The following is a 26951-nucleotide window of genomic DNA, read 5'->3' on the forward strand; positions in this document are numbered from 1 at the left end:
ATTGAATTGGATGATCAAAAAAGCTTAAAAGCCCATGATGCGGATAATACTATTATCGTCTGCATTGACTAAAATAAAGTCATTATTGATTTTATACCATTGTTGGTTACGGCCTGGTTTTGGTAAATTATTATCTTTATAATCAACCTTATAACCATTTCCACGGTAGTGCTGAGGCATCACATAGCCTGCTTGCCAACGATGTTGTTTTAAACGCTCGACACCACGTTCTTCACGCATACGACGTTCACGTTGACGATTTTCACCATCTGGACGATCAAAGCCACGACCATTTTGCCAGCCACCACCACGCTGATCTTCATCACGATCAAAATGCGGACCTGCAAAACTAGCCATACTGCTAAAGATGGTCGTTGAACCTAAAATCAAGATAATGAAAAATTTTTTCATGATGCACCTTATGTATTTCGGATGTCTCTCATGTGAACTACTGTACGTTAAAAATGCAGAGAAACTGTGAAGATCAATTCATTATTCGATTAAAATAATGAAGAGACTTTAGTCCTTTCGCTGAAAACAACATCTTTAACGACAGTGTTCAATGTTATTTAGAATTATTCTATAAAATTAATTAACCTTGTGCATCAATACTTTGCCCGTTCATCTCTAAACTATCATCACCCATAAGGTAGAGATAGGCTGGCATGATGCTATCAGGCGTTGGAAGCACTTTTGGATCTTCTTCAGGATAGGCTTTTGCACGCATTGCAGTACGTGTGCCACCTGGGTTGATACAGTTAAAACGAATGTTTGGATACGTATTTTCTGCAGCAAAGATTTTGCTCATGGCTTCAGTTGCAACTTTAGAAACAGAATATGCTCCCCAAAGTGCACGTGCTTCACGGCCCACACTTGAGCTAGTGAATACCACAGAAGCGTGTTCCGATTTTTCAAGTAATGGCAGTAACGCTTGGGTCAATGCAAAAGGCGCACGTAAGTTGACCGCCATTACATCATCCCAAACATCAACAGGATAATGCGCAAGTTCAACTCGATCGCCGAGCATACCTGCATTATGCAAAATGCCATCAAGGCGACCAAATTGCTGTTCAAGCGTATCGACTAAAAGTTCATAGTCGTGGCTTGATGCCGTTGAAAGTTGTAAGGGTAAAATCGCAGGTTGGGGTGCTCCTAAGCCTTCGATTTCATCATAAATCACTTCAAGCTTATTGAGGGTACGGCCATGCAAAACAACTGTTGCGCCGTGAAGGGCATAACTCATAGCAGCAGCACGTCCGATCCCATCACCTGCACCAGTGATCAGGATAATACGATCTTTTAATAGATCAGGACGAGGTTGATATTCTGAATATTTCATTGTTATGCCTCCTGTTATGATCTTCAATATAATGTTTAACCCATCATACCCTGATTTTCTGACAAAACAGTGATTTTCTGTTTAAGCAGTTGATGGAGTTCAGGGATGGTGTGAATAATGGCATCAGCTTGCCATGCTGCGAGATCGTCACGTGATTCAACAGGTAAATAACCATAAGCTGCTAAGATGGTGTACATGTCCGCATTACGACCTGCATCGATGTCACGCGGATGATCGCCTACATAAATAATCTCTTGCACATCAATATCGAGCTGTTTTGCTGCGAGATACATCGGTTCAGGATCAGGTTTAGTTTTGCTGACATCCTCAGGGCAAACCAGCACTGCACAACGTTCTGTGAGATTCAGTTTTGCCAATAGTGATTCACTTAAACCGCGTGGTTTATTGGTGACAATTCCCCAAGGAATTTGATGTGCTTCAAGTTCCTCAAGCAAAGGGTACATCCCTAAAAAGAGATCGGTATCGACCACAATATTGTCACCATACACATCTAAAAAACGTTGGCGATGTGCTAAAAATACAGGGTCGGTGACATCTAATTCTGGATAGACCAGTTTGACCATGGCACGCGCGCCTTCAGACACTTGGGTGCGAATGGTCTCAGCATCAACAACAGGACGTTGTTCATCACGACACATCTGCTGGATGATGCGGATGAAATCCGCAGCAGTATCGATTAAGGTACCATCAAGATCAAATAAAACAGCTTTCATTAAGCACCTGTATTCGTAGTATGAACCATATAATTCACATCAACATTTGGTGCTAACCAATAGTGTTTGGTGATTGGATTGTAATGAAGTCCAGTCATTTCCTTTAAGGTCAATCCTGCATTACGAATATCATGTGCCATTTCAGAAGGGCGAATAAATTTATGATAATCATGCGTACCTTTTGGTAGTAAACGCAGCACGTATTCGGCACCAATAATGGCAAATAAATAAGATTTAGGGTTGCGGTTAATGGTTGAAAAGAACACATGACCACCAGGTTTGACTAAGCTTTGGCAAGCTTTTACGATGGATGCTGGATCAGGAACGTGTTCCATCATTTCCATGCAAGTCACTACATCATATTGACCTGCTTGTTCTTGCGCTAGTTGTTCAACAGGAATCTGGCGATATTCAATATTTTGTACATTGTCTTGTTGTGCATGTAAGCGACCAACAGCAAGTGGTGCTTCGCCCATGTCGATACCGAGAACATTTGCACCGCGTCGAGCCATGCTTTCTGCCAAAATTCCGCCACCGCAGCCGACATCGATCACTTTTTTGCCCGCTAACCCGCCTACACGTTCATCAATCCAATTTAAGCGTAATGGATTAATTTGGTGTAGAGGGCGGAACTCAGAATGTTGATCCCACCATTTGGCAGCCAGTGCTTCAAATTTTGCGATTTCTTGTGGGTCAACATTCAATTGCGACATGGTGTCACCTCTATATTTTAGGATGATTATTTCGGTTTAATCTGTTGGTAGTGTAGCGATTCTAGAAAAAAAAGCGATAAATCCAATAAAAAACTTCACAGAAGCAAAACGAATTGGTCGTGTTTGTTTTATATTTAGCATATAAACTTACGAAAAATGCTTAGAGGAAAAGCAAACTCAATGAAAAAGTTAGTATTAGGTGGTTTAAGTGCGGCTGTAATGGCATTTTCAATGAATGCAATGGCTGCGGATTTTGTTGCTGGTAAGGATTATATCGTGGTTGCAAATCCAGGTAAGACAGCCGCACCTGCAGGACAGCTCGAAGTTCGAGAATTTTTCTGGTACGGTTGCCCGCACTGCTTCAAGCTTGAGCCACATATGCAAACGTGGTTGAAGAAAATTCCAAAAGATGTTTATTTCCTTCGCACACCAGCGGCAATGAACAAAGTATGGGAACAAGGTGCGCGTGGTTACTACGTGTCTGAAGCGCTTGGCGTGCGTAAGAAAACACATATTCCTTTGTTCCATGCGATTCATGAAGGTGGTCAGCAGATTTTTGACCAAGCATCACAAGCGAAATTCTTTGCGCGTTATGGTGTCCCTGAAGCGAAATTTAATAGCATGTTTACCTCTTTCCCGATCACAGCAAAAATTGCTGAGTCAAATAAATTGGCTCAACAGTATCAGTTGACGGGTGTACCAGCAGTTGTTGTAAACGGTAAATACGTTGTACAAGGTGAAGATGGTAAAGTAACTCAAGTTATTGATTACTTATTGGAAAAAGAGCGTAAAGCAAAATAATTTGTGTTTCGCAAAGATTAAAAAAGGACTGTTAATACAGTCCTTTTTCTTTTAATTCTTTTCGTCGAGATGAAATTCTTTTAAATCAATTTGCACGGTTTGCGTTGGCAAAGAGAGTGCTTGACTGACATACAGGTTGATTAATTTCTGGCGTGAACCAATTGAACGTTGATAATAACTTGAGTTTAAAAGCAACGCAGCGCCATAAGTCAGTGACCAGATATAAGATAAATAGTCACGAATCGACATATCATAGTTCTGCGATTTTAAATATTTCTCAGTCATATCTTTCAAAGAAACAATACGTTGCTGGCGAACTTCATAAAGCTCATCAAAGAGATGCTTTAACTTTGATTCGGTCATCGTTAAATGCTCTTCGAGCTGATGCAGCAAAATAGTACGACTAGGTGCCATCAGGTGATGCAACATATAGCGAGGTGCGTATTCTTTGAAGTCAGTATTGTACTGGTCTGAAATCTTTAGAATTTCTTTTTCATTTTGAATGATTAATTCAAGTAGCAATTCATTTTTGCTACGAAAGTGCTTGTATAAAGTGCCCTTAGCAATATCTAGTTCGGCAACCAGTTCATCTAAGGTCATTTCTTGGTTGTTTTCTAATAATAATTTTTCCGCAACCTGCAAAATTTTTTCTTTACGAATTAAGAACTGGGTATGACGATCAGGATTCATGATGCTTATAAGCTCCTCATAGTGTTCTAAACGGCATCGCATAATTGTTGAACACAATCATAATGCTAAGCAATGCTTTTATATATCAAACTTTAGCTTTGATATGATCAAGCGTTTTGTGGTTCCCAATTTGAGATACCGCGGAATAATAAGCGTACTTGCGTCGCTGCATTATCAATAAAGAGGTTTTGCTGTTCCAGTAGATGATCAATCGTAAATTGTTTTGGTAAATTGATCCATGTCATTGCCCATGTAAATGACATATTAATTAAGATGGTCGATAAGACTTGCAGATCTTTGGCTTCTTTTATGTGCTTAAAGGTCTCAAGCTTGCATAAGTCGATAGCAAGGTCTTCAATTAAAAACTCAATTTCGCGTGCGATTGCGATCCGAACGGATTCTGAACCACCCCAACGCTCCGCAATCATAAACTGCCATTGTTGTGGGCTGTGGTTAACTGCCTGTACAAATAGCTCAATACTAGTACGTGTTTTCGCACCGCCACTATGCTGTAAATAACTTTGTCCAAGTTGATGAATCAAACTTTTTAAGTGCAGCGAAACTTGGTCAACAAGCTCTTGCCCCAAAGCTTCCATATCTTGGAAATGACGATAAAACGCAGTTGGTACTAAACCAACTTCACGTGCAACTTCACGCAAACTAATACTACTAAATGAGCGCCCTGAAGTACTCAGGTGGAGTGCTGCATCTAGTAGAGCCTGCCGACTTTGTTGTTTTCGTTCATCTCTAATCGACATGAATAAGACTCATTGAAACCGTACAGCAGAGTCTAGCAAAAAAAACAGGATTTTTTTAGCCCTGAGCGAGGATTAAACAAAGCAACTTTTGTCCTGAGAAGCGTCTAAAGCTTCGCAAGAAGATGAACAGCTGTGCTGTGAATATGGGGTTAAATAAAGCTACTGTGTCTTGAAAAGCCCCTCTTAAGCCTCGTAAGAAGAAAACAATCTGAGCGCTGAGAAGTCTTTATAAGCTTATCAAAAAGCTGATTAGTCATTTGAACAGGAAATGATGATTCTTAATCAAAATGCATAGATGCATAGATGTATTGGTGAAGGACTGAATACGTTGTGATCAAAAACTATTTTCTTAATCTTTTTAAAAGCTTATTAAAAAGGATAAAAAATATTCAAAAAATTAGTGAACAAGTGTTGACTCAGTGAACACAAATAAATATAGTGTACACATGTTCACTACATGAACATTTGTTCACTCAATATAAATAGCCAGATACAAAACGAGGAACGTATGAACGCAAAGTTAGGTTATCAGCCACATTGGGTAAGAGAAGATTTCGTTGATTTTGTTTTGCAAAAAATAAAACCAACATTTGCTTGGAAACGCATTCTTGCTGAAGTGACAGCTGTGCGTCCATTAAGTACAGATATGGTTTTATTGACCTTAAAACCAAATCATAACTTTGACCTTTCTCGTGTATGTGCAGGGCAAAGTGTTTTGATTACCTTGATGATCCAAGGGGTATATCATCAACGTAGCTACTCTATTATAGATATCACTGAACAAGGTGAAATCCGTTTAGGCATTAAAGTACAAGGTCTTGTATCAAGTGCAGCACAACTTTTACATGTCGGCGAAAGTGTTGAGATTTCTCAAGCACAAGGTGATTTTGTACTCCATCAAGGACAGCAACCTGCGGTATTCATTGCATCAGGTTCTGGGATTACTGCAATTTATTCATTAGTGAAACAAGCAATTGCACAACAGTTAAAAGAAATACATGTGGTGTACTTCAACCGTGCCGAAGTCTTCCACCAAGAAATTTTGGATTTGGCGCAGCAATATCCACAAGTGAAATATCACTTTTTTAATACTGCTGAACAAAAGCAGCATTTAGATGATGTGTTATTAAAGCAATTGGTTCCGAACTTTGCTGAATTGCAAGCCTATGCTTGTGGTCATCACAGCATGATGCGCCAAGCACAAGAAATTTATACGCAACATGGTGTAGTAGAAAATTTTCATCAAGAGTTTTTCCAACCTGTTCAACTTGAACAGTCGAATGAAGCTCAGAACATTACATTCCGTCGTTCGCAACAAAACTTTATTGCAACGACAAATCTTTTAAGTAGTGCAGAACAAGCAGGATTACGTCCACAACATGGTTGTCGAATGGGGGTATGTAATCGTTGTAGCTGTACCAAAGTCAGTGGTGTAACGCAAAACGTGCTCACAGGTGAAATTGATGATCAGCCAAACCGTGCGATCAAATTATGTGTGAGCCAAGCCCTTAGCCCAGTCACGATTGACCTATAAAAACAAAGACATTTGAGGATTATCACAATGAATATGGCATTAGAATTTAAAGCAGCATCAAAATCAGCTCATCTAACACCAGAGCAAATAGAAGAGTTTGGTCGTCGTGTAGAACAGATTCGTTTAGATGTGATGCAGAATCTAGGTGAACAAGATTCAAAATATATTTATAAAGTACGTAATTTCGTGCGTTATACCGAAATCGCATCTCGTGGAATGTTGATGTTCGGTGGTTGGATCCCACCAGTATGGTTGTTGGGGACAGCCATGCTTGGTGTGTCTAAGATCGTAGAGAATATGGAACTTGGTCATAACGTGATGCATGGTCAGTTTGACTGGTTGAATGATCCAAGTTTACGTGGCGAAGATTATGACTGGGACAACACCTGTTCAGGTAATGACTGGCGTTATACCCATAACTATATGCACCATACTTATACCAACATTGTCGGTAAAGACCATGATGTGGGATATGGCATCTTGCGTGTCACAGAAGATCAGAAGTGGGAAGTGCGTCATCTGTTCAATATCCCATTGGCATTACAATTGATGTTCTTCTTCCAATGGTATGTGGGCGTGCAAAACTTACATCTTGAAGATGCTTTGGTTTATAAAACCAAAACGTGGAAACAAGTTTGGGCTGATGCGGCTGAGTTCCGTAAGAAAGCTAAACGCCAAGTCTTAAAAGATTATGTGTTCTTTCCAGCGATTGCGACCATTAACTTTATTCCTGTATTAGCAGGGAATGCTGTGGCAAATATTATCCGTAATCTTTGGTCATCAGCCGTGATTTTTAACGGTCACTTTACTGAAGATGCTGAAACATTTGAAGCGGATAACACTGAAAATGAAAGCAAAGCAGAGTGGTACTTACGTCAGATCCGTGGTTCGAGTAACTTTACAGGCGGTAAGTGGATGCACTTTATGAGTGGTAACTTGAGCCATCAAATTGAGCATCATTTATTCCCAGATATGCCAGCCAATCGTTATGAAGAAGTTGCACCAAAAATCAGAGCTTTATGTGCTGAATATGGCGTGAACTATAACGAAGCAAACTTTATGAAACAGTTCTGGACCGTTTGGGTACGTTTAGCGAAGTGTTCATTGCCAAATGATGTGGGTGCAAACCTAACTCAAGCATTCAGCAAACTGAAAGCAAAATTGAAGCTTGCTTAAACTGGTGAATTGTAACGAATAAGTAAAACTGAAAGTACGTGTAATTGAGCTATACTATGGCGCAATGATATTTGAGCCATAGTTTTAAGGAATCGTTATGCGTATTGACCAAAGAGCATTAGACCAATTACGTGAAGTAAAAATTACGCGTAATTATACCCGTTACGCGGAAGGTTCAGTTTTGGTTGAGTTTGGTCATACCAAAGTGTTGTGTACGGCGAGTATTGATAATTCAGTACCGCGATTTCTGAAAGGTCAGGGTCAAGGTTGGGTCACTGCTGAATACGGTATGTTACCGCGTTCAACACATACCCGTAGTGACCGTGAGGCAGCACGTGGTAAGCAGACAGGTCGTACTCAGGAAATTCAACGTTTAATTGGTCGTAGCCTTCGCGCCATGGTTGATTTGAAAAAGTTGGGTGAAAACACGATTACGATTGACTGTGATGTTATCCAAGCTGACGGTGGTACACGTACTGCAGCAATCACAGGTGCAGCGGTTGCCTTGGTTGATGCGATGAATGTGTTACTGAGCAACAAAAAAATTAAACAAGACCCATTAAAGGGTTTGGTTGCAGCAATTTCGGTCGGGATGTATCAAGACGAAGTCCTACTCGATCTTTGCTACGAAGAAGATTCAAATTGCCAAACGGATTTAAACGTGGTGATGACACAAGCTGGTGAGTTTATTGAAATTCAAGGAACGGCTGAAGAAAAACCGTTCACGCGCCAGCAGTGCAATGCTATGTTAGAGCTTGCAGAGAAAGGAATCTTGGAATTGATTCAGAAGCAACAGCAAGCACTCGGTTGGTAAGTTCCAGTTGATAGTGCGGGCGGTCTGGTTTTTTTAGACCGCCTTTTTTTTATCTTCGATGTCATTGAATTGCTATAAAACAATCATTCAACTGTCATTTATATTGTATTGACTATCTGCACGAATATTTTAACGGATAGTAAAATGCGAAATTTCCTTTTAGTGCTGCTGAGTAGTAGTGTCTTCTTATTAAGTGCGTGTAATGACAATGATAGTGGCGATAACAATAAACCTACGCCAACACCAGAGCCGCCAACCTCGAACTGTAAAATCCATTGCGCCCCATAATAAGAATAAGGAAATAACAAATGAACCGTCGTGATTTTTTATTAAATTCAACCAAAGCACTTTTTGGAACAGCCGCTTTAACGAGCTTTCCAATGAGTATTCAAAAAGCATTAGCGATTGATGCCAAAGTAGAAACAGGAACAATTAAAGACGTTAAACATGTGGTGATTCTGACCCAAGAAAACCGTTCGTTTGATAATTATTTTGGTACCTTGAAAGGTGTACGTGGTTTTGGTGACCGTTTTACCATCCCTTTAACTCAGGGACGTAAAGTTTGGGAGCAATATGATGCGAACAAAAACAAAGTTTATCCCTACCATTTAGACAGTACGCGCGGTAACGCACAGCGTGTCAGTGGAACACCGCACTCATGGACCGATGGGCAGTACGCGTGGGATCATGGTCGTATGGGCAATTGGGTGCAATATAAACAACCTCAGTCTATGGGTTATTACAAACAGCAAGAAGTTGAGTTTCAGTTTGCTTTAGCCAATGCCTTTACTTTATGTGATGCATATCACTGTGCGATGCATACAGGAACTAACTCGAATCGTATGTTTATTTGGACAGGAACGAATGGCCCAACCACAGGAAATGTGGCCAGTGTAGTCAATGATTTAGATGCGATAGGCCCATCAACGACAGGTTATGATTGGACAACTTATCCAGAACGTTTACAACAGGCAGGTGTAAGCTGGAAAGTTTACCAAAACATGCCAGATAACTTTACAGATAATCCCTTAGCAGGTTTTAAACAGTATCGTCGTGCCAATGAATTGTCTGGGAAACCCGTCAATAACAGTACCATTTGTCCTGCCTATGATCCTGCGATTGATGCAAATCAACCATTATATAAAGGGATTGCCAACACCATGCCTGATGGCGGATTTCTTGGGACGTTTAAACAGGATATTGCCCAAGGTCAATTACCTCAAGTGAGCTGGTTGGTCGCTCCAGCGACCTATAGTGAACATCCTGGACCTTCAAGTCCAGTTCAGGGCGCGTGGTATATTCAAGAGGTTTTGAATGCTTTAACGGAGCGTCCAGAAATTTGGAGTCAGACTGTCTTTTTAATTAATTTTGATGAGAATGATGGTTTCTTCGACCATGTGCCATCACCAAGTGCACCATCAATTGATGTGTCTGGTGAGGTCTGTGGTAAGTCGACATTAACTGAAGCGCAAATGTCGTATGAATATGCAACACATGATAAGGCATCATCGGGACAGCCAAACTTTACAGATCCAAAAGTGAGTAATGGGGTTGGGGTATATGGACCAGGGATTCGTGTTCCAATGTACATCATTTCCCCTTGGAGTCGTGGTGGTTGGGTCAATTCACAAGTATTTGATCATTCTTCGGTGATTCGTTTCTTGGAGCAGTGCTTTGATGTAGAAGAACCGAATATCAGCCCTTATCGCCGTACAGTATGTGGTGATTTAACGACAGCTTTTGATTTTGAAACACCGAATATTGTTCCATTGCCAGATCTATCAGGGAAGAAAACCAAAGCTGAAGCTGATGCAATTCGCAAAGCACAAGAAGGTTTAGCTCAGGTGAGTCGCCCGCTGAATCAAGCTTATCCAATACAAGAAACAGGTATTCGTCCATCACGTGCACTGCCGTATATTCTTCATACCAGTGCCAAAGTTGATGTTGCTGCGAAAACTGTAAAGTTGATGTTCTCCAATACAGGTACACATGCTGCAGTTTTCCATGTCTATGACAAATTGAATCTGGATGCTGTGCCTCGCCGCTATATGGTTGAAGCAGGCAAACAATTGGATGACATTTGGCAAACCAAAGAAAGTCGTTATGACTTATGGGTACTTGGGCCAAATGGTTTCCATCGAAGTTTTACTGGTGATTTATCTCAAGCAGAGCAGTCTGCTGCCTTACCTGAGATACGCGTGTGTATGGAAGAGTGTGATCCGAAACTTTTCTTAAAAGTGCGTAATGATGCAGCTCAAACTGCAAAACTCATCGTAAAAGCCAATGCGTATTTACCAAGTCAAACATGGCAAATCGAAACAGCTGCAGCAGAGAAAGAGTTAAGCTGGGATATGAGCGAGTTTGGTGGCTGGTATGATTTCACGGTGACTATAGTCAACGAGCCAAGTTATAGCCGTCGTTTTGCTGGTCGCATTGAAACAAATGAAGATTCAATTTCTGATCCATATATGGGCTTTGTTGGTTCATGATGTTTTAATTCTGCGATTGCAAAAAAAACAGTCTAAACACAGTTTAGGCTGTTTTTACTTTATTCTGGTTAGAGATGTAAAAACATGATGTTATCATTTTCTACATACCTTAACTGACGCATTTCATAATGTAACAGAGCACGCAAATTTGACTCATTTTGCTTTGTTAAATTTATAAAATTGAAAGAAAACAAAATAGGGATGAGAATGTTACAAGTATTTCTCGTATTTTTGACCGCAGTTACTTTTGTCTTGATGGCTGCCGACCCAAGACCTACTGATTCAACCGAAGCTAAATCAGCATGGACTGAGCGAGCTGAAGAAAGAAAAATAGAGATGCCTGAAGTTTCGGTTCAACCAAAACGTTCAGAGCAAGAGAATAAATCCGAACAAGGTTAAGCGTTAAAACGCATCGATAAATCTACAGCGGTTACATCTTTGGTAAGTACGCCCATCGAAATATAATCCACACCTGTCGTTGCGACTTCACGTAGATTTTCAATGGTGATATTACCTGATGCTTCTAATTTACAGCGTCCAGCGACATGCTTCACCGCATCAATCATTTGCTGCTGACTAAAGTTATCTAACATCACAATATCAGCCCCAGCTTCAAGCGCCTGATTCAGCTCGTCCCAAGTCTCAACTTCAACTTCAACAGGTTTACCCGGTGCAATGTCATGTGCTTTGACAATCGCTTGAGCAATACCACCAGCTGCCATGATATGATTTTCTTTAATTAAGAATGCATCAAATAGACCTAAACGGTGGTTTTGTCCACCGCCAATAGCCACAGCATATTTTTGTGCGATGCGTAATCCGGGTAAGGTTTTACGTGTATCCAATAATTTTGTATTTAATCCATCAAGCTGTTTAACGTAGTTTGCTGTTTTGGTCGCAACGGCTGAAAGTGTTTGTACAAAGTTTAACGCTGGACGCTCAACAGTGAGAAGGCTACGTGCTGAACCAGCAAGCTTTAAAAAAGCTTCATTTGCTGCAACAACATCACCTTCTTGCTTTAACCATGTAATTTGCACAGTTTCGTCATACGCCTTTATTAACGCATCAACCCAAGGCTGTCCCGCTAGAACCATCTCTTCACGAGTAATGATCGTGGCAGTCGCTTGTTCATCTACAGGTGTTAACATGGCAGTAATATCGCCATCCCCAATATCTTCTTGTAATGCTTGTTGAATATTGATTTGAATAGATTGTTCAAGCAAAGATTGAGGAATACTCATACCATTTCCAGTATATTTTTGGCCAAAAAACTTGTGCGTTATATTAGCACCCTCAACATAAAAAATAAGTATTTCGTCTCGATTATTCGTGATAAAGCATGTCAGAATGCAGCATAGAAATATTAAATTGCTGATTCGAATGACAATGCAACACTCTAAATTTGCTCAAGTTCAGGATGGTGTATTAATTGGGGCGACTCAAATAGCATCTCCAAATTTTAATGTACGTCCAGATGGCACTGATATCCAACTGATTGTAATTCATAATATTAGTTTGCCTCCTTCACAATTTGGTGGAGGCTATATTCAGCAGTTTTTTCAGAATAAATTAGATTGGTCATTGCATCCTTATTTCCAAACTATTGAGGGAATGCAAGTTTCTGCACATTTATTGATCTTGAGAACAGGTGAGGTCATCCAGTTCGTAAATTTCAATAACCGTTCTTGGCATGCGGGACGTTCTAGTTATTTGGCTCAAAAAGAATGTAACGATTATTCGATTGGAATTGAGCTGGAAGGAAGTGATGATTTACCATTTGAAAAAGAACAATATCAATCACTGGTAGAGGTTATACAAACGCTTCAGCAAGCTTATCCAAAAATTCAAAATCATATTGCAGGACATTCTGATATTGCACCGAAACGTAAGACTGATCCTGGACCATTTTTTGACTGGCAGTTATTCCGTTTCCAATTATCAGCAGCAAAATTATCCAAAAAAACATCGTTCGATTTATGATTTCACAACGAAATTTATTTGGACTTTCATTACAATAACGCTTTTTAAAAGATAAGCCGTAGGTGAATGCGATGGCATTGTGGCGATCGACTGTCATTGTCAGTGCAATGACGATGTTATCCCGAGTGTTGGGATTGGTACGAGATGTCGTACTACTCAACGTATTTGGTGCAGGGAAGGACTTCGATACATTCGTTGTTGCATTTCGTATTCCTAATTTTTTTCGGCGTTTATTTGCTGAGGGTGCATTTTCACAAGCCTTTATTCCTGTTTTAACAGAATATAAGACCAGTCGTGCGCATGCCGAAGTTCAGATTTTAATTAGTCGGGTATTTGGCTGCTTATTGACAGCCATGACCCTATTAACGTTTGTGGCAATGGTTGCTGCACCTGCCATTATTTATTTGTATGCACCTGGTTTCCATAACGATCCTGATAAATTTGCATTAGCCGTTGATATGTTTCGTTTAACGATTCCATATTTGATGTTTATGTCATTAACGGCATTTGCAAGTAGTATTCTGAACAGTTATGGCTCTTTTGCCTCACCTGCATTTGCACCTGTCTTATTAAATGTTGCCATGATCGCAGGAGCATGGTGGTTAACGCCGTTCATGGCTGAGCCAATTATGGCACTAGGTTGGGCAGTCGTTGCGGCAGGTGTATTGCAGCTTGCGATTCAAATTCCTGAGTTATGGAAGAAAAACTTACTTATTCCACCAAAAGTTGATTTTAAACATGAAGGTGTAGATCGTATTTTAAAGCTGATGTTGCCAGCTTTATTTGGTGTCTCAGTAACGCAAATTAATTTATTGCTCAATACAATCTGGGCATCATTCATGCAAGATGGTTCGGTGTCTTGGCTTTATAGTGCTGAGCGAATGACGGAGCTTCCATTGGGATTGATTGGCGTGGCAATAGGCACGGTGATTTTGCCTTCATTATCAGCACGTCATGCCGAGCAAGACCAAGCCAAATTTAAGAGCATGATCGATTGGGCCGCTAAAATTATTATGTTAGTCGGTATCCCTGCCAGTATTGCTTTATTTATGTTATCGACACCGATTATTCAAGCATTGTTCCAACGTGGTGAGTTTACGTTAGAAGATACTCAAATGACGGCTTTAGCATTGCAATGTATGAGTGCTGGGGTGATTTCATTTATGTTGATCAAAGTATTCGCACCAGGGTTTTATGCACAACAAGATACTAAAACACCAGTGCGTGTGGGCTTAATGGCGGTTGCGGCAAATGCTATTTTAAACGTGGTATTTATTGGTTTCTTTAAATTAATTGATTGGCATGCAGAGCATATGGCACTGGCTCTTGCTTCATCAGGTTCTGCTTTGGTGAATGCAGGAATGCTCTATTTCTATTTACATAAGCGTCATATCTACCGTTTTGGTGCGCATTGGAAGAAATTATTTTTCCAATTTGCGGTAGCGAATATGACCATGATTGCAGCCTTGTGGTATGCCTTAACATGGTATCAAGGTGATGTTTCACAATGGTTCCGTATTGTAGAAGTGATTGGTCTATGTGTGGTTGGCGTTGTGGCCTATTTAATTGGTTTAGTGGTAATGGGTTTTAGACCAAGACATTTAAAACATTAATACTCAATTATTCTAAAATTAAACCCTCCGAGATGGAGGGTTCTTTGTTATTTCACTTCGATCAGTTCGATATCAAAAATCAGTGTGCTGTTCGGGCCAATTCCATCACCAGCACCAATGTCACCATATGCTAAATCAGCAGGGATGAAGAAACGGCTTTTACCGCCTTCTTTCATGGTTTGAACACCTTCGGTCCAGCCAGAAATGACTTGATTGAGTTTAAACTCAGCAGGATGATTGCGTGCAATAGAACTATCAAAAACAGTTCCATCAAGCAAACGACCTTCATAATTCACTTTTACCATAGAGGTGGCTTTAGGTGATTTACCTTTACCTTCTTGTAAGACTTGATACTGTAAACCTGATTTTGTTGTGATGATGTCCGCTTTCTTTGCATTTTCAGCTAAAAAAGCTTGACCTGCTTGCTGGTTTTGTTGCGCTAATTCTTGAAATTCAATCAACTGTTTTGCTTCAAGGCGTTTTTTATATTGATTTAGAACATTCGCCATTTCTTCATCGCTTAATGATGCTGTTTTACCTTGGGTCGCATCCTTTAAGCCTTGTACAAAGGTTTCAATATCTAAATCTTTCAGGGTTTCTGCATTTCCTTTACCCATCAAGTATCCGTAACTATAGCCCAACTGTTCCTTTTGGGGGCTTTTTAATGTTGTCGGTGCTGCTTGAACCGTACCAATAGCCGATGCAATTAAAATTAGACTTAGTTTTTTCATTATTTCTTCCAAAATAAAGGAGAGCACATGCTCTCCTTATATCAATTATTTTACAGAGATTAATTCAACATCAAAAATTAATGTACTGTTCGGTGGAATAGAACCTGGTACGCCTTGCTCACCATATCCCAGATTTGCAGGGATGTATAACGTTGCTTTACCGCCTTCTTTCATCAGTTGTAGACCTTCCGTCCAACCAGGAATCACTTGATTGAGCGGGAATTCAATTGGCTCGCCACGATCGTAAGAGCTGTCAAAGACCTTACCATCAGTGAGCTGACCTTTGTAGTGAACTTTAACGACAGAGGTGGCAGATGGCTGTTTACCAGTACCTTCTTTAATAATTTTGTACTGTAGACCTGAAGCAGTTGTTTTAACACCTTCTTTTTTGGCATTTTCAGCTAAAAAGCTATTGCTTGTTGCTTCTGCTTTTTTCGTTTCATTTAACTGTTTTTGTTGAATTTCTTTTTGAAAATCAACATAAGCTGCTTGTAGCTCTTCTTCTGTATATGCTGCTGGTTTTTGCGCATGTGCATCGCGGAAACCAGTAATAAATGAATTTGTATCTAATTCAGGAGGAGTTTGCTTTGCAACTTCATAACCCAAGGCATAACTGATTTTTGCTACAGGTGCTGCATTTTTATCAGCTTTAGCCCCAAGTTCAGTTGTTGGATGTTGTGTAGCGTAATAAACAGGAACAAGCGCTGCACCACCTAAAACGGCTGCAACAACAAAAGGTAAAGCTTTACTCATGAGATGTCCCGATATGAGTTCTTAGTAAAAAATATGGCATTGATCTTAGCATGTCTATGCTGATCCATTGAATAACCGATTTGAATAATACGTGTATTTTTTATTAGGTTTTTGTTTTAAAAAAAAGCCAGATCAATTGATCTGGCTTTTTACTCACTTTAACGCAAGTTAAAGTTAGTCTTCTTTATTGGCTTTATAGGCATAAGCATAGTTATAGCTATAACCAGCGCCAGCAGTACGTTGGATATCGTTTAAGATGAAGCCATTCACTTTGACGCCTGCTTGCTCAAAACGATTTAAGCTAAGCTCAAGCTCTTTCATTTGCGATTTAGAATAACGAGCAATTAATAAGTTCACGCCTGCATATTGAGAAATAATAATCCCATCCGTTACGGCTAAAATCGGTGGCGTATCAATGATGATATGATCATATTGTTGGCTGAGTTCATCAAGCAATGCTTTAAATTTTTGAGAACCTAACATTTCAGATGGATTTGTTGGACTTTTACCACGTGTGATGACATTCAGTCCATTTACCTCAGTCTGATGAATTACTTGGCTTAACTCAGCTTGATTGCTTAAAAATTCAGACAATCCAGGTTTCACCTCAACATCAAAGTATTTATGCATATAACCACGACGCATATCCGCATCGATGAGAAGAACTTTTTTATCGCTTTGAGCAAAAATGGTTGCTAAATTCGTTGAAATAAACGATTTTCCGACTTCAGGTGCTGGGCCAGCAATCATAATGATATTATTTTTTGCATTCGCGAGGGCGAAATGGATTGCCGTACGGATACTGCGTAAGCTCTCAATTGCAATATCATCACTATGTTTTACAGCTAAGATAGGGATCGATTTTTTCTTTTTCAAGATACTGATACGAGTTTCTTGTACAGGAGATCTCGGAACTGTAGCATAAACAGGAAGGTCAAACTCTCTCTCGATTTGTGTCGAGTCTTTGACGCCAGTACGTAGCATATTTCGTAATAATGCAAGCAGAGTCCCTAAGAAGCCACCAAGGAAAATAGAAAGAATTAAAATTTGTAATTTCTTAGGTTTGATTGGTTCTACAGGTTCTACGGCAGTATCCACAATCCGGACATTACCAATTTCACCTGCTTTTGCGATACGTAATTGCTGATATGAATTAAGCAATGCTGTATACAGTTGGGTTTTAACTTCAACTTCTCGATACAATTGTAAGTATTGGCGTTGTAAATCTGGTAGGCGTTTAAGTGTGCCATTAAGGTCTGAGATTTGTTTATTTAATGCTGCAAGCTGAGCATTAATCTCACGCATAGCGGGATGCTCAGACGTGTACTTAGCAGCTAAATCAGCTTGCTGTTGTTGCAATTCAATTTTCTTTGTTTCTAAAGTAATACTTTGAGTCAAATAAAGTTCTGACTCTTTAGTGACATCAACCGTATTGTATTGTTGACGGAATTTATTGAACTCACGTTCAGCATCATCTAACTGTTTTTTTAGTTCAGGGAGTTGCTCATCTAAGAATTTCAGTGTTTGTGCTGTTTCTGCTGATCGACGAGCAACATTTTGAGCACTATAAGCTGATAAAATAGAATTTAGAACTTTCGTAATATGCTCTTTATCTTGGCCTTGGTAATTTAATCCTAAAATTCCCGTTAGTTTCCCTTTTTCGGCAACGGAATAGTTGGAAAGAATAGTGTTGACTGCAGCTGGTAATGAACTTTTTTGTACAGAGTAATCAATGTCAAAAGTATCTTTTGTAAAAATTGCAATTTTCCAAAAACCATCTTGAGTGTTAACCTGATTTAACTGATTCAGAGGAGCTGAAAGAAGGACTTTATCCGTTTTTGGATCAGTTAAACTAAAACTATTATTCTTAAAATTTAAGCTCAGCTTTTGATCTAGATAGTAATTCGGAACATCGAATTGCTTGATATCAAAAGATTTCCCACCATCATTAAAAATAACAGCTTTGGGAGTATATTCAGTCGAGTAATCTACTTTATTGAATAAACGATGAGAAAAAGTATCTTCAGTGCTGGAAATATTAATATCTAGATGAAGTGCTTGAATCACAGAACCAAGAACTAAGCGAGACTTTAAAATTTCAATCTCAGATTGAGCCGGCGACTTTTGATCAATCATTTGTGAAAGATCCCCAAGCAGCGCAGCTGAAGCCCCTTTACTGTCTTCTACTTGGACCAAAGCATCAACGGAATATGTATTTGGAGTTGCGCGTAGGTATAACAAAGCAAAGACCAAACTCAAAATAATACACAGTGCAATTAGCTTCCATTGTGCAATCAAAGCAAAGAAAAGCTCTTTTAAGTCAATCGTATCTTCAGTATTGGTATTTTGGCTCATAATCTTAAATCTAAAAAGTTAAATATAGTTTTTCCAGTCAGTAACACATTGTTGGATTAGCAGACAGGTTTGATCAAAAAAAGTTTGATCGTGTTGGTAAGGGTCAGGTACATTTTTGTTTTGCCAATGACCTAAACGGAAAACTTTCCCTTTTGCAAATGGCCAAGTTTGCTCGACATGTTTTTGCTGATTATGACTCATCACAAGAACTAAATCTGCATTTTTTAAATGTTCAGCATTTAACTTTTTGGCAACATGGGCACCCATATCAATATTGAGTTGATGCATACATAGTATTGCTTTTTCATCAGCAGGATGTCCGATTAAACCTGAAATGCCTGCTGACTCAATGTGTAAGTTAGGATAATCTGCTTTTAAAAAATACTCTGCCATTGGACTACGACAAATATTTCCAACACACACAACCAGAATATTTTTGATATTCATTTGAATTATTGTCCTAAGCGATCAATGTTATACAAAGCGCTTGAGAAAGGAATCATTTGATTCACCACACGTTGCCAGCGTGTTAATCCTGTCGCATCTACATAGACAATATCGTTACTACGTAACTGGAATTGATTGGCTAATCCAAAGTCACCGAGACTCAACAAATTCATATGATACAGAGCGGTACTGTGATTAGTAGGGTTTGTTCTTAATACATAAATGCGACTAGCGCTAGCGGATAAAGGATTTAAGCCTAAACTTTCACCAAGTGCATCACTCAAAGACATGCCTTGATCACGCATAGGTAAAGCTTGATTCTTACCGGACTCCCCCATAACGTAGATTTTTTGATTCTCTCTTGTACTGACATAAATCGTATCATTAGGTTGAATTAAAAGGTTATGCAGCGAATATCCTGATTTTTCTAACTCTATCGTATTGAGGTTATAGGTTTGACCATTTCGAATAAGTTGAATGTAGGTATTTGCACCTTTATCATTGATTCCACCAGCAAGACCTAAGGCTGTATAGATACTTGTGGGTTTATCATTTAAATAGAACTGACCTGCGCGAGTTACACTTCCTTGGACTGAATAACGTTGCCCTTGATAGGAAAGAACTCTTACGATGAGATCTGGGTTTTTTAAATATTGTGCAAAGTGCTTTCTCAGTTCTACATTTAATTGGCTGAGTGATTTACCTGATGCCTTATATCGACCTACCAATGGCAGTTGAATATATCCATTAGCATCAATTGGATAACCATTTGCTTGGATCGCTTGGTCATTGCTCATCGTCACTGATGGCGGCGTAATTTCAGGGTAGGCCCATAACTGAATAGATAAAATATCCCCTGAGCTTAAGCGATAAGTTTGGGGGTGCTCCTTAAAAAGTGATGTATAATTCTGTTGTGTGTTTACTTGTTGAGAGAGAATAGTCGTTAGGCTATCTTGAGTAATTTTTACAACATTAATATGTGACCCTAGATCAGTTGTATAGCTTCCTTCACTTGGAATGTCATAAGTTTGCAAGCCAGAAGTAACGGCACAACCTGTAGCACTAATGCTAATTGCGAGGATAGAAAAAATTTTATAATGCTTCACACTCGACCCTTGAATACTTATATCTCATTGATATCAGCTGCTCTATACAGCTTCACTTTAGATTTAAAAATGCACTCAGTCTAGCTTAAAAACGTTAAAAAATCATGAGAAAATCTAGAAGCTTTGTATGTTTAGTATTTCTAGGCTATGTCTAGACAGATAGGATATAGATGCTTACTGATAAGAGAGTGTTTATTAAAAACAATCGTACAATTAAAGTGAGGGTAAATTTAAAAGTCTGCTATAGTAGAGCCGTTTTTATCCTAGGTAGGATTTCGTTGGTAATCAGAAAAGCTACTTTTTCTTGGTTGGTAGCAAATTCTTTAGATAAACTAAAAGAGTATTAGTTTTACTTGTTAAACATAGGACCTAAAGACGATTGATAGCCATAGTTTCTTTAAAAAATTGAGTTAGACTTATGCACTTTCTTTAAGTTTTCATAAAAAAACAATATTGTAGTTTTGTGGATATTTGAAGTTACATAACCATTTTGGGTGTTTCTTTGGTTCTTAATATCGCTTTAAGTCGTATGATCATGAATAAAAAGGGTGAATTAGGTGAAGAGGGTTTTATTAGTATTTGGTACTCGGCCAGAAGCGATAAAAATGGCACCTTTGGCTATAAAATTAAAAGAGTTCGATCAAGACTTTGAAACTAAAGTTTGTGTTACTGGCCAGCATCGCCAGATGTTAGATCAAGTTTTAGAGCTATTTGATTTGAAACCTGACTTTGACCTGAATCTGATGAAACCAGGCCAAACTTTATCTGACATAACATCTGGTGTATTAGTGGGTTTAGAGCAAGTATTTGAGCAATGGATTCCTGACCTTATTCTGGTACATGGTGATACTGCAACTACATTTGCCGCTTCGTTGGCGGCATATTATCACAAAATAAAGGTAGGTCACGTCGAAGCTGGTTTACGAACAGGAGATCTATATTCTCCTTGGCCAGAAGAAGCTAATAGACAATTAACGGGTGTTTTAGCAAATTATCATTTTGCTCCAACACAATCTTCTTATGAAAATTTAATTAAAGAAAATGTGAACCCCGTCAATATCGTAATCACAGGTAATACCGTGATTGATGCTCTGTTACAAGTGAAGAAAAAAGTTGAAACAGACCAATCACTTGTTAATCAATTTCAAGAAAAATTTTCATTCCTTAATTCTGATAAAAAACTTGTGCTAGTCACTGGACATCGTCGAGAGAATTTTGGACAGGGTTTTCTAAATATTTGCACATCTCTAGCAAATTTAGCTAAAAAATATCCTGAGATCCAAATTGTTTATCCTGTCCATTTAAATCCAAATGTACAGCAGCCTGTAAATGAACTTTTAGCAGGAATAGAAAATATTCACCTGATCGCGCCTCAGGACTATTTACCTTTTGTCTATTTGATGAATCGCAGCTACCTGATTTTAACTGATTCTGGTGGAATTCAGGAGGAAGCGCCATCTTTAGGAAAACCTGTATTGGTAATGCGTGACACTACGGAAAGACCTGAAGCTGTACAGGCAGGAACGGTACGTTTGGTTGGAACTGATGTAAATACTATCGAACGGTCAGTAACCATGTTACTTGAGAATCCAAATATTTATGCAGAAATGTCTGAAGCACATAACCCTTATGGTGATGGCACAGCATGTCAGCAGATTATTGATTTCTTAAAAAGAAATTTCGTTTAATTTTTATCTATCAAGTTTGAAAAGTATTGAATATGAATAACGCATTTAAGCATATCTGTGTAATTGGATTGGGCTATATTGGTTTACCTACTGCAGCAACATTTGCTGCACATGGAGTAAAAGTTACTGGTGTTGATGTGAATCAACATGCTGTTGATATGATTAATCAAGGAAAAGTTCATATCGTTGAACCTGATCTGGATGCTTTAGTTCGTGATGTTGTAGCGCAAGGAAAATTGTCGGCACAGATTACACCAACAGAAGCAGATGCCTATATTGTTGCTGTCCCAACACCATTCAAAGATGACTATCAACCTGATTTGAAATATATTGAAGCTGCATCGAAAGCCTTAGCTCCATTTTTAAAACCGGGTAACTTGGTAATATTGGAGTCGACTTCACCTGTAGAAGCAACTGAACAAATGTCGGCTTGGTTAAGTGAAGCGCGTCCAGATTTAAGCTTCCCGCAACAAAAGGGTGAAGAGGCTGATATTTTAGTCGCGCACTGCCCAGAGCGTGTATTGCCAGGTAAAGTTTTACAAGAGCTCATCAGTAATGATCGTATTATTGGTGGGATGACACCACGTTGCTCAAAAGCTGCATGTGATTTATACAAAATCTTTGTAAAAGGCGATTGTATTGAAACTAATGCTCGTACCGCAGAAATGTGTAAGTTAACGGAGAATTCTTTCCGTGACGTCAATATTGCTTTTGCAAATGAGCTTTCAGTTATTTGTGACAAGCTAGATATCAATGTCTGGGAATTAATTTCATTGGCAAATCGTCACCCTCGTGTGAATATTTTACAGCCAGGACCTGGGGTCGGTGGTCACTGTATTGCTGTTGATCCTTGGTTTATTGTAGCAAAGACACCAGAACAAGCACGTTTGATTCGTACGGCACGTGAAGTGAATGATGCTAAACCAGAATGGGTCATTGATCAGGTTAAGATCAAGATCGCCGAGTTTTTACAGGCGAATCCAACTAGAACAATTAAAGATGTTACAGTTGCTTGTTACGGTTTAGCGTTTAAACCAGATATCGATGACCTCCGTGAAAGCCCTGCGTTGGAAATTACAAAACAGTTAGCAGAACAAGGATTAAATATTTTAGCTATCGAGCCAAATATTGATGAGTTACCTGTGAATTTACCATCAAATGTTCAACTTATCCAATTAGAGGATAAGGATAAAGCTGATATCCATTTAATTTTGGTTGATCATAAAGAGTTTAAGAAAAGCTCCTTAGATGGTCAATATATTATAGATACTAAGGGTATTATTGTATAACTTGGATGGGTTATGAAAAAGAAAATTCTACAAGAATTATATTACTTCATTTTAGCCTCGACGCTATTTCAACTTCCTTTCCTAAGGAAGTTGAAGCTTGGCTTTTTTAGAAAATATCATAAAGGAAAGTATTTGGCTAAGTTTGGAAGTAATATATTAGTCAAACCCGCCCATAGCGTACCTCAATCATTTTTTAACTATGGTAAGTCATTAAAAATAGGAAGTGGAGCTTATATTGACTTTACTGGTGGGGTCAATATTGAAGATGACGTCACAATATCTGAACGCGCAATGATTTTTACTCATGACCATAATATTGAAAAGAGTGATGATTGGCAAAAGGATGGTATTAATTACTCGACTTTAGTTATAAAGCAATATGCGTGGATTGGCGCTAATAGCTTGATATTAAGTAAGGTTAATGTGATTGGTAAAGGAGCAGTAATAGCATCTGGCTCTGTTGTCACTAAGGATGTCCCTGATTATGCTATTGTAGGAGGAAATCCTGCTAAAGTTATAAAATATAGAAAAATATCAGGTAATGAATAGTATTATTTTAAGCTTAATTTTCTATACATTAGGTATAGGGGGGCTGTTTTTTGTTGATATCTTAATTAATCATTATTTTAGTGCTAATGATATTAAGTTGTGGGTTTTGAATAAGTCTCTAATGATGATGATTGGACCACTACTACTATTAGGATATAATAATGTTTTTTTAAGATATCCAGAGAAAATAAAGTCAACGTTAGATTTATGTCTACACCTAAGTATATTTTGGCTTATCTTTGGTTTTATTCTAGATTATTTTTTTAAATTTGAATTCTCTTATTTTATAGTGGTAAGTTTTTCTTTCTCTCTTTTTGTGACTTCTTTGTTAAGGGTTGCTAATGGTAATTTGGCAGCTCAAATTAATCAGTCGATATGGAAAATTTTATTATTATTTTTTGTTCTTTTTACTTGCTATTATTCAAATTTAAATAAATATTACTATGTAATGCTCGGTTTATTTTTATTTCTTCCTTCTCTACTTTATTTACTTAAGTGTTCTTCTCAACTTAAAAGTGATAACTCTATTAAGTTGGAAAAAGATAATCATAGTTTTGCTCGGCAAATGCTCATCTCTGGGTTGTTATTAAATGTTGCTACATACTATGAATTATTTCTTTTGGCAAAATTTTATGATGCTAAACTAGTATCTAAATACTTTCTATATTTTACTTTGTTTACTGCTTATGGAATTTTCTTATCAGGATATTTAGGGTTTTATTTAACTCCAAAAATAAGAAAACAGCCAGAAAAAACATTGCATTTTATTGAAAAAAATAAATATAAAATAAGAATTTCAATCGTCGCTGTTGGTTTGTTAAATTTTATTTTTGGTTGTGCTTACCTTTTATGTACTGGTGTTCAATTAGATTTATTTTTAGCTATTATGTTTTTACTATTGGGAATGTTAAGAGTTTTATATATATTTCCTACATCTAAGATGGGAGCTTTGGCAAACCCTGTAGATTTAAAAAGTTTTCTGGGGAGAAATATAATATTAACAATTCTATATATGTTGGTTTTGATATTGGTTGTTTATTTTGATTTTTCTCTTTACATAGTAATTTTAGTGGTAATTTTAAACTGGTTGTTTAGAGTCTTTATTGCAAATAAGATTGCAAGAAGAATTGAGGAGAATTAAATGGCTTATTTAAGCTTGTTTTTAGCATTTATTTCCTCTCTTCCATGTATTTATATAGATTGGAAAGCTAAATCCCCTATGTTTTTATTTTGGTTGCTAAATATACCTTTTGTTTATATTCCCTTCTATTTCTTTATTGAAAATAGAACTTTTTATGAGTCAACTTTTATTGAGGCAGCTAATTTTATAGTATTATGTAATATCCTATATTTTACTTTATTTTTAGTTTTTTCTAAGACTAATAAAAAATATACTTTAGATTTGCAGCCTACAAAATCTAAGGATTTTACTATATTGGTTGTTAGTGGTGTTATACCACTTATTCTTTTATTTAATGGGGTTGATGTTCAAGCCTTTTTAGAGTCAAATCTTACATCAAAAAGAGACTTGGGAGGCTGGTATCTTGTTTTGCTTGGTTTGTCAGCATTTTTATTTTCACAATTTATTTATGTTTATAAAAATAAAAAGAAAATATTGGGTGTGATTATATTTTTAATATTTCTTTTGATACTATTTTATTTTAGAAGTAGATCAATTATTGGTTTATTCTTTTTACCTTTATTTTTTTATATTCTTTTTTTTAATAAGGAGAAAAGATATATTTTATTCTTGATGGTGCCAATAATCTTTATTATGTCACAGTTTGTAAAAGCTGTTCGTTATCAAGGTTCTTTAAATAATAGTTTGGATGCAGGAGTAGTTGGTGATTCTTTTTCAGATATTTTAGCAAAGAATTTTACTTCAGGTGATCTTTCTATTATTTCTGTTTATTTCAAGACTATTGAACAATGTAATGTATCTTTGTGGTGCGGAGAGTTTACTTTTTTCCAAAAGATTTTAAGTAAATTATATTTTTGGAGCTTTGAAGGGAAAACTGTTGAGTATAATTTATATGACTATTTAGTGGAAAGTGGTGTTGGTGGAAGTCTTCATCCTACAAGCTATGGTTATGCTTATGCTGATGCTGCAGGTTGGTTAGGTTTTATATATTTTATTGTATTGTTTTTTTCTAGATTTTTAATTCATAATGTTTTATTAACCTCTAAATATAACTATTTATATTTTGGTTTTATATTTTATTTTATTTTATTTTTTTCTAGAGGAAGTGTATATAATGGGTTTATTTTTTTAATTTTAGTGGTTGGTTTGGATGTGGTTTTAAATAGATATAAAGCTCTTATTACGGAAAAGCTATGATTAAGTATATTCTAACTACCAAATCTTTCTTCCTTGAAGGCCCGTGTGGACGTGTGAGTCATGCAAAAGGTTTTGTTGAAGGTTTAGCTAACAATAATCAATATGTTACTCTCATCTGTGGTAAAGGAGCTAAGAATTTTATTGTAGAAAACTCTTATACAAAAATAAAAGAGTTCAAATATGCTTTGCTTTTGGTTTGCTTTTATGAGGTTTTTATATCTCTTTTTAAGAAAGATAAAATAGTAATACGCTGGCGCCCTATCTTACCTTTATTATTTTTTGTTTATCTATTTTTTTATAAGGATATATATTTTGAAGTAAATTCTATTACTGGATTGAATTCAAAAAATTTCTTGGTTAGAGCAGGAGTCAGGCTTTCAATTTATTTAACTGCAAAATTTGCAAAAATTATTGTTGTTTCTGAAAATTCAAAGAAGCAAATATTATCTCTAACGAAACCTATATATCCAATTTATGTTATGCCTAATGGTTTTAATCCAAGTGCATTTAATAATTTTAATCCTAATCTTAGGTTGAAATCGCAACCTAATATTGTTTATTTTGGAAAAAAACAAAACTATTATGATTGGGATGGTTTGTATCGTGTAATGCAAGATCATCCTAATATTAATTTACATGTATTTGGTTTTAATGATCATGTAAATTTAAAAAATATTTTTTTTCATGGAAAATTTGATCATAAGTTATTAATTAAAGGAATTAATGAAATTATCAACCCTATTCTTATCCTTCATCCAGATGACTCTGAAATAGCAAAATCTGGAAGTCCTATGAAAATGTTTGAGTATGCTTATTTGAATATTCCTGTGATTATTGGAGACTCTCTTTACGAAACAGCAAAAGATTTTAATGAATTCATATTCTATAGATCAGGAGACTATAAAAGTTTAAATTCGACGATTCTTCATGTATTTGATAATTATGACTTATTTGTTGGCAATTCAAAGACTTTAAGAGAAAGAGTAGAGACAAATTATACTTGGGATAGTATCGTTCGACGATGGATAGATCATGAAATTAAGAAATAATCTAT

26 protein-coding genes and 1 pseudogene are annotated in these 26951 nt (G+C 37.4%); 15 read left to right on the forward strand and 12 right to left on the reverse strand.

Annotated features, from left to right (window positions below):
* Nucleotides 1–24 precede the first annotated feature (24 nt).
* The 4 genes from ACF8D3_RS15915 to ubiG all read right to left on the reverse strand — a co-directional run bounded on the left by ACF8D3_RS15915 (nt 25) and on the right by ubiG (nt 2786).
* Nucleotides 25–411 (reverse strand): RcnB family protein, encoded by a 387-nt coding sequence (locus tag ACF8D3_RS15915; protein WP_007478180.1) that lies wholly within the window; start codon nt 409–411, stop codon nt 25–27.
* Nucleotides 412–592: 181 nt separating this feature from the next.
* Nucleotides 593–1339, reverse strand: coding sequence for a YciK family oxidoreductase (locus ACF8D3_RS15920; RefSeq protein WP_004882160.1), 747 nt, complete (start codon nt 1337–1339; stop codon nt 593–595).
* 35 nt (nt 1340–1374) lie between these two features.
* Complete coding sequence (locus tag ACF8D3_RS15925; protein ID WP_392472381.1) at nt 1375–2073, reverse strand: HAD family hydrolase; 699 nt, start codon at nt 2071–2073, stop codon at nt 1375–1377.
* The gene (gene ubiG, locus ACF8D3_RS15930) at nt 2073–2786 is read right to left on the reverse strand and encodes a bifunctional 2-polyprenyl-6-hydroxyphenol methylase/3-demethylubiquinol 3-O-methyltransferase UbiG (protein WP_004882158.1); all 714 of its coding nucleotides are present in this window, start codon (nt 2784–2786) and stop codon (nt 2073–2075) included. Before ubiG ends, ACF8D3_RS15925 begins: the two co-directional genes overlap by 1 nt.
* A 180-nt stretch (nt 2787–2966) precedes the next feature.
* Here ubiG and ACF8D3_RS15935 point away from each other — a divergent pair, with 180 nt between their 5' ends.
* On the forward strand, nt 2967–3587 hold the full coding sequence (locus ACF8D3_RS15935) for a thiol:disulfide interchange protein DsbA/DsbL (protein WP_392472384.1): 621 nt from the start codon (nt 2967–2969) through the stop codon (nt 3585–3587).
* A 51-nt stretch (nt 3588–3638) separates the two neighbouring features.
* On the opposite strand, the gene ACF8D3_RS15940 is transcribed toward ACF8D3_RS15935, so the two are convergent.
* Nucleotides 3639–4277 carry a TetR/AcrR family transcriptional regulator gene (locus ACF8D3_RS15940; protein ID WP_004882156.1) on the reverse strand — a complete coding sequence of 213 codons (639 nt, stop codon included), beginning with the start codon at nt 4275–4277 and terminating at the stop codon, nt 3639–3641.
* A gap of 107 nt (nt 4278–4384) precedes the next feature.
* Nucleotides 4385–5035 (reverse strand): TetR family transcriptional regulator, encoded by a 651-nt coding sequence (locus ACF8D3_RS15945; protein WP_004882151.1) that lies wholly within the window; start codon nt 5033–5035, stop codon nt 4385–4387.
* 508 nt (nt 5036–5543) lie between these two features.
* Here ACF8D3_RS15945 and ACF8D3_RS15950 point away from each other — a divergent pair.
* The 6 genes from ACF8D3_RS15950 to ACF8D3_RS15975 all read left to right on the forward strand — a co-directional run bounded on the left by ACF8D3_RS15950 (nt 5544) and on the right by ACF8D3_RS15975 (nt 11447).
* Nucleotides 5544–6569 carry a ferredoxin reductase gene (locus ACF8D3_RS15950; RefSeq protein WP_023012572.1) on the forward strand — a complete coding sequence of 342 codons (1026 nt, stop codon included), beginning with the start codon at nt 5544–5546 and terminating at the stop codon, nt 6567–6569.
* A 33-nt stretch (nt 6570–6602) separates the two neighbouring features.
* Nucleotides 6603–7745, forward strand: coding sequence for an acyl-CoA desaturase (locus ACF8D3_RS15955; RefSeq protein WP_171054746.1), 1143 nt, complete (start codon nt 6603–6605; stop codon nt 7743–7745).
* A 97-nt stretch (nt 7746–7842) separates the two neighbouring features.
* Nucleotides 7843–8559 (forward strand): ribonuclease PH, encoded by a 717-nt coding sequence (rph, locus tag ACF8D3_RS15960; protein WP_004882145.1) that lies wholly within the window; start codon nt 7843–7845, stop codon nt 8557–8559.
* Nucleotides 8560–8703: 144 nt separating this feature from the next.
* On the forward strand, nt 8704–8847 hold the full coding sequence (locus tag ACF8D3_RS15965) for a hypothetical protein (protein WP_171054742.1): 144 nt from the start codon (nt 8704–8706) through the stop codon (nt 8845–8847).
* Nucleotides 8848–8867: 20 nt separating this feature from the next.
* Nucleotides 8868–11048: a phosphocholine-specific phospholipase C gene (locus tag ACF8D3_RS15970; RefSeq protein ID WP_392472387.1), complete on the forward strand. Its 2181-nt coding sequence runs from the start codon at nt 8868–8870 to the stop codon at nt 11046–11048.
* Between the two features lie 207 nt (nt 11049–11255).
* Nucleotides 11256–11447 carry a hypothetical protein gene (locus ACF8D3_RS15975; protein WP_004882142.1) on the forward strand — a complete coding sequence of 64 codons (192 nt, stop codon included), beginning with the start codon at nt 11256–11258 and terminating at the stop codon, nt 11445–11447.
* On the opposite strand, the gene nadC is transcribed toward ACF8D3_RS15975, so the two are convergent.
* Nucleotides 11444–12289: a carboxylating nicotinate-nucleotide diphosphorylase gene (nadC, locus tag ACF8D3_RS15980; RefSeq protein WP_392472389.1), complete on the reverse strand. Its 846-nt coding sequence runs from the start codon at nt 12287–12289 to the stop codon at nt 11444–11446. The genes ACF8D3_RS15975 and nadC overlap by 4 nt on opposite strands.
* Nucleotides 12290–12434: 145 nt before the next feature.
* Between nadC and ampD the strand changes: the two genes are divergently transcribed.
* A complete protein-coding gene (gene ampD / locus ACF8D3_RS15985; RefSeq protein ID WP_278395311.1) occupies nt 12435–13028 on the forward strand; it encodes a 1,6-anhydro-N-acetylmuramyl-L-alanine amidase AmpD in 594 nt (197 codons plus the stop codon).
* 62 nt (nt 13029–13090) lie between these two features.
* Nucleotides 13091–14641 (forward strand): murein biosynthesis integral membrane protein MurJ, encoded by a 1551-nt coding sequence (murJ, locus tag ACF8D3_RS15990; RefSeq protein WP_171253904.1) that lies wholly within the window; start codon nt 13091–13093, stop codon nt 14639–14641.
* A gap of 47 nt (nt 14642–14688) precedes the next feature.
* Here murJ and ACF8D3_RS15995 read toward each other — a convergent pair whose 3' ends face one another.
* The 5 genes from ACF8D3_RS15995 to ACF8D3_RS16015 form a co-directional block, all read right to left on the reverse strand.
* On the reverse strand, nt 14689–15372 hold the full coding sequence (locus ACF8D3_RS15995; protein WP_392472391.1) for an FKBP-type peptidyl-prolyl cis-trans isomerase: 684 nt from the start codon (nt 15370–15372) through the stop codon (nt 14689–14691).
* Nucleotides 15373–15417: 45 nt separating this feature from the next.
* Nucleotides 15418–16125 carry an FKBP-type peptidyl-prolyl cis-trans isomerase gene (locus tag ACF8D3_RS16000; RefSeq protein ID WP_004882136.1) on the reverse strand — a complete coding sequence of 236 codons (708 nt, stop codon included), beginning with the start codon at nt 16123–16125 and terminating at the stop codon, nt 15418–15420.
* A 174-nt stretch (nt 16126–16299) separates the two neighbouring features.
* Nucleotides 16300–18480, reverse strand: coding sequence for a polysaccharide biosynthesis tyrosine autokinase (locus tag ACF8D3_RS16005; protein WP_392472393.1), 2181 nt, complete (start codon nt 18478–18480; stop codon nt 16300–16302).
* Between the two features lie 18 nt (nt 18481–18498).
* Complete coding sequence (locus ACF8D3_RS16010; protein WP_392472395.1) at nt 18499–18927, reverse strand: low molecular weight protein-tyrosine-phosphatase; 429 nt, start codon at nt 18925–18927, stop codon at nt 18499–18501.
* 5 nt (nt 18928–18932) lie between these two features.
* The gene (locus ACF8D3_RS16015; protein WP_392472396.1) at nt 18933–20033 is read right to left on the reverse strand and encodes a polysaccharide biosynthesis/export family protein; all 1101 of its coding nucleotides are present in this window, start codon (nt 20031–20033) and stop codon (nt 18933–18935) included.
* A 557-nt stretch (nt 20034–20590) separates the two neighbouring features.
* Between ACF8D3_RS16015 and wecB the strand changes: the two genes are divergently transcribed.
* The 6 genes and pseudogenes from wecB to ACF8D3_RS16045 all read left to right on the forward strand — a co-directional run bounded on the left by wecB (nt 20591) and on the right by ACF8D3_RS16045 (nt 26946).
* Entirely contained in the window at nt 20591–21721 is a 1131-nt protein-coding gene (gene wecB, locus ACF8D3_RS16020; protein ID WP_392472398.1) for a non-hydrolyzing UDP-N-acetylglucosamine 2-epimerase, read from the forward strand.
* Between the two features lie 32 nt (nt 21722–21753).
* Nucleotides 21754–23010 carry a UDP-N-acetyl-D-mannosamine dehydrogenase gene (wecC, locus tag ACF8D3_RS16025; protein ID WP_392472400.1) on the forward strand — a complete coding sequence of 419 codons (1257 nt, stop codon included), beginning with the start codon at nt 21754–21756 and terminating at the stop codon, nt 23008–23010.
* Between the two features lie 426 nt (nt 23011–23436).
* Nucleotides 23437–23538, forward strand: a pseudogene (locus ACF8D3_RS16030) (antibiotic acetyltransferase); the annotation flags it as partial.
* Between the two features lie 13 nt (nt 23539–23551).
* Nucleotides 23552–24700, forward strand: a complete 1149-nt coding sequence (locus ACF8D3_RS16035) for a hypothetical protein (RefSeq protein WP_392472402.1) — start codon at nt 23552–23554, stop codon at nt 24698–24700.
* Nucleotides 24701–25897 carry an O-antigen polymerase gene (locus ACF8D3_RS16040; RefSeq protein WP_392472404.1) on the forward strand — a complete coding sequence of 399 codons (1197 nt, stop codon included), beginning with the start codon at nt 24701–24703 and terminating at the stop codon, nt 25895–25897. It begins immediately after the preceding gene.
* The gene (locus tag ACF8D3_RS16045) at nt 25894–26946 is read left to right on the forward strand and encodes a hypothetical protein (protein ID WP_392472406.1); all 1053 of its coding nucleotides are present in this window, start codon (nt 25894–25896) and stop codon (nt 26944–26946) included. Before ACF8D3_RS16040 ends, ACF8D3_RS16045 begins: the two co-directional genes overlap by 4 nt.
* Nucleotides 26947–26951: the final 5 nt, after the last annotated feature.

Source organism: Acinetobacter sp. YQ_14, assembly GCF_043102985.1.
GTDB classification, from domain to species: domain Bacteria; phylum Pseudomonadota; class Gammaproteobacteria; order Pseudomonadales; family Moraxellaceae; genus Acinetobacter; species Acinetobacter venetianus.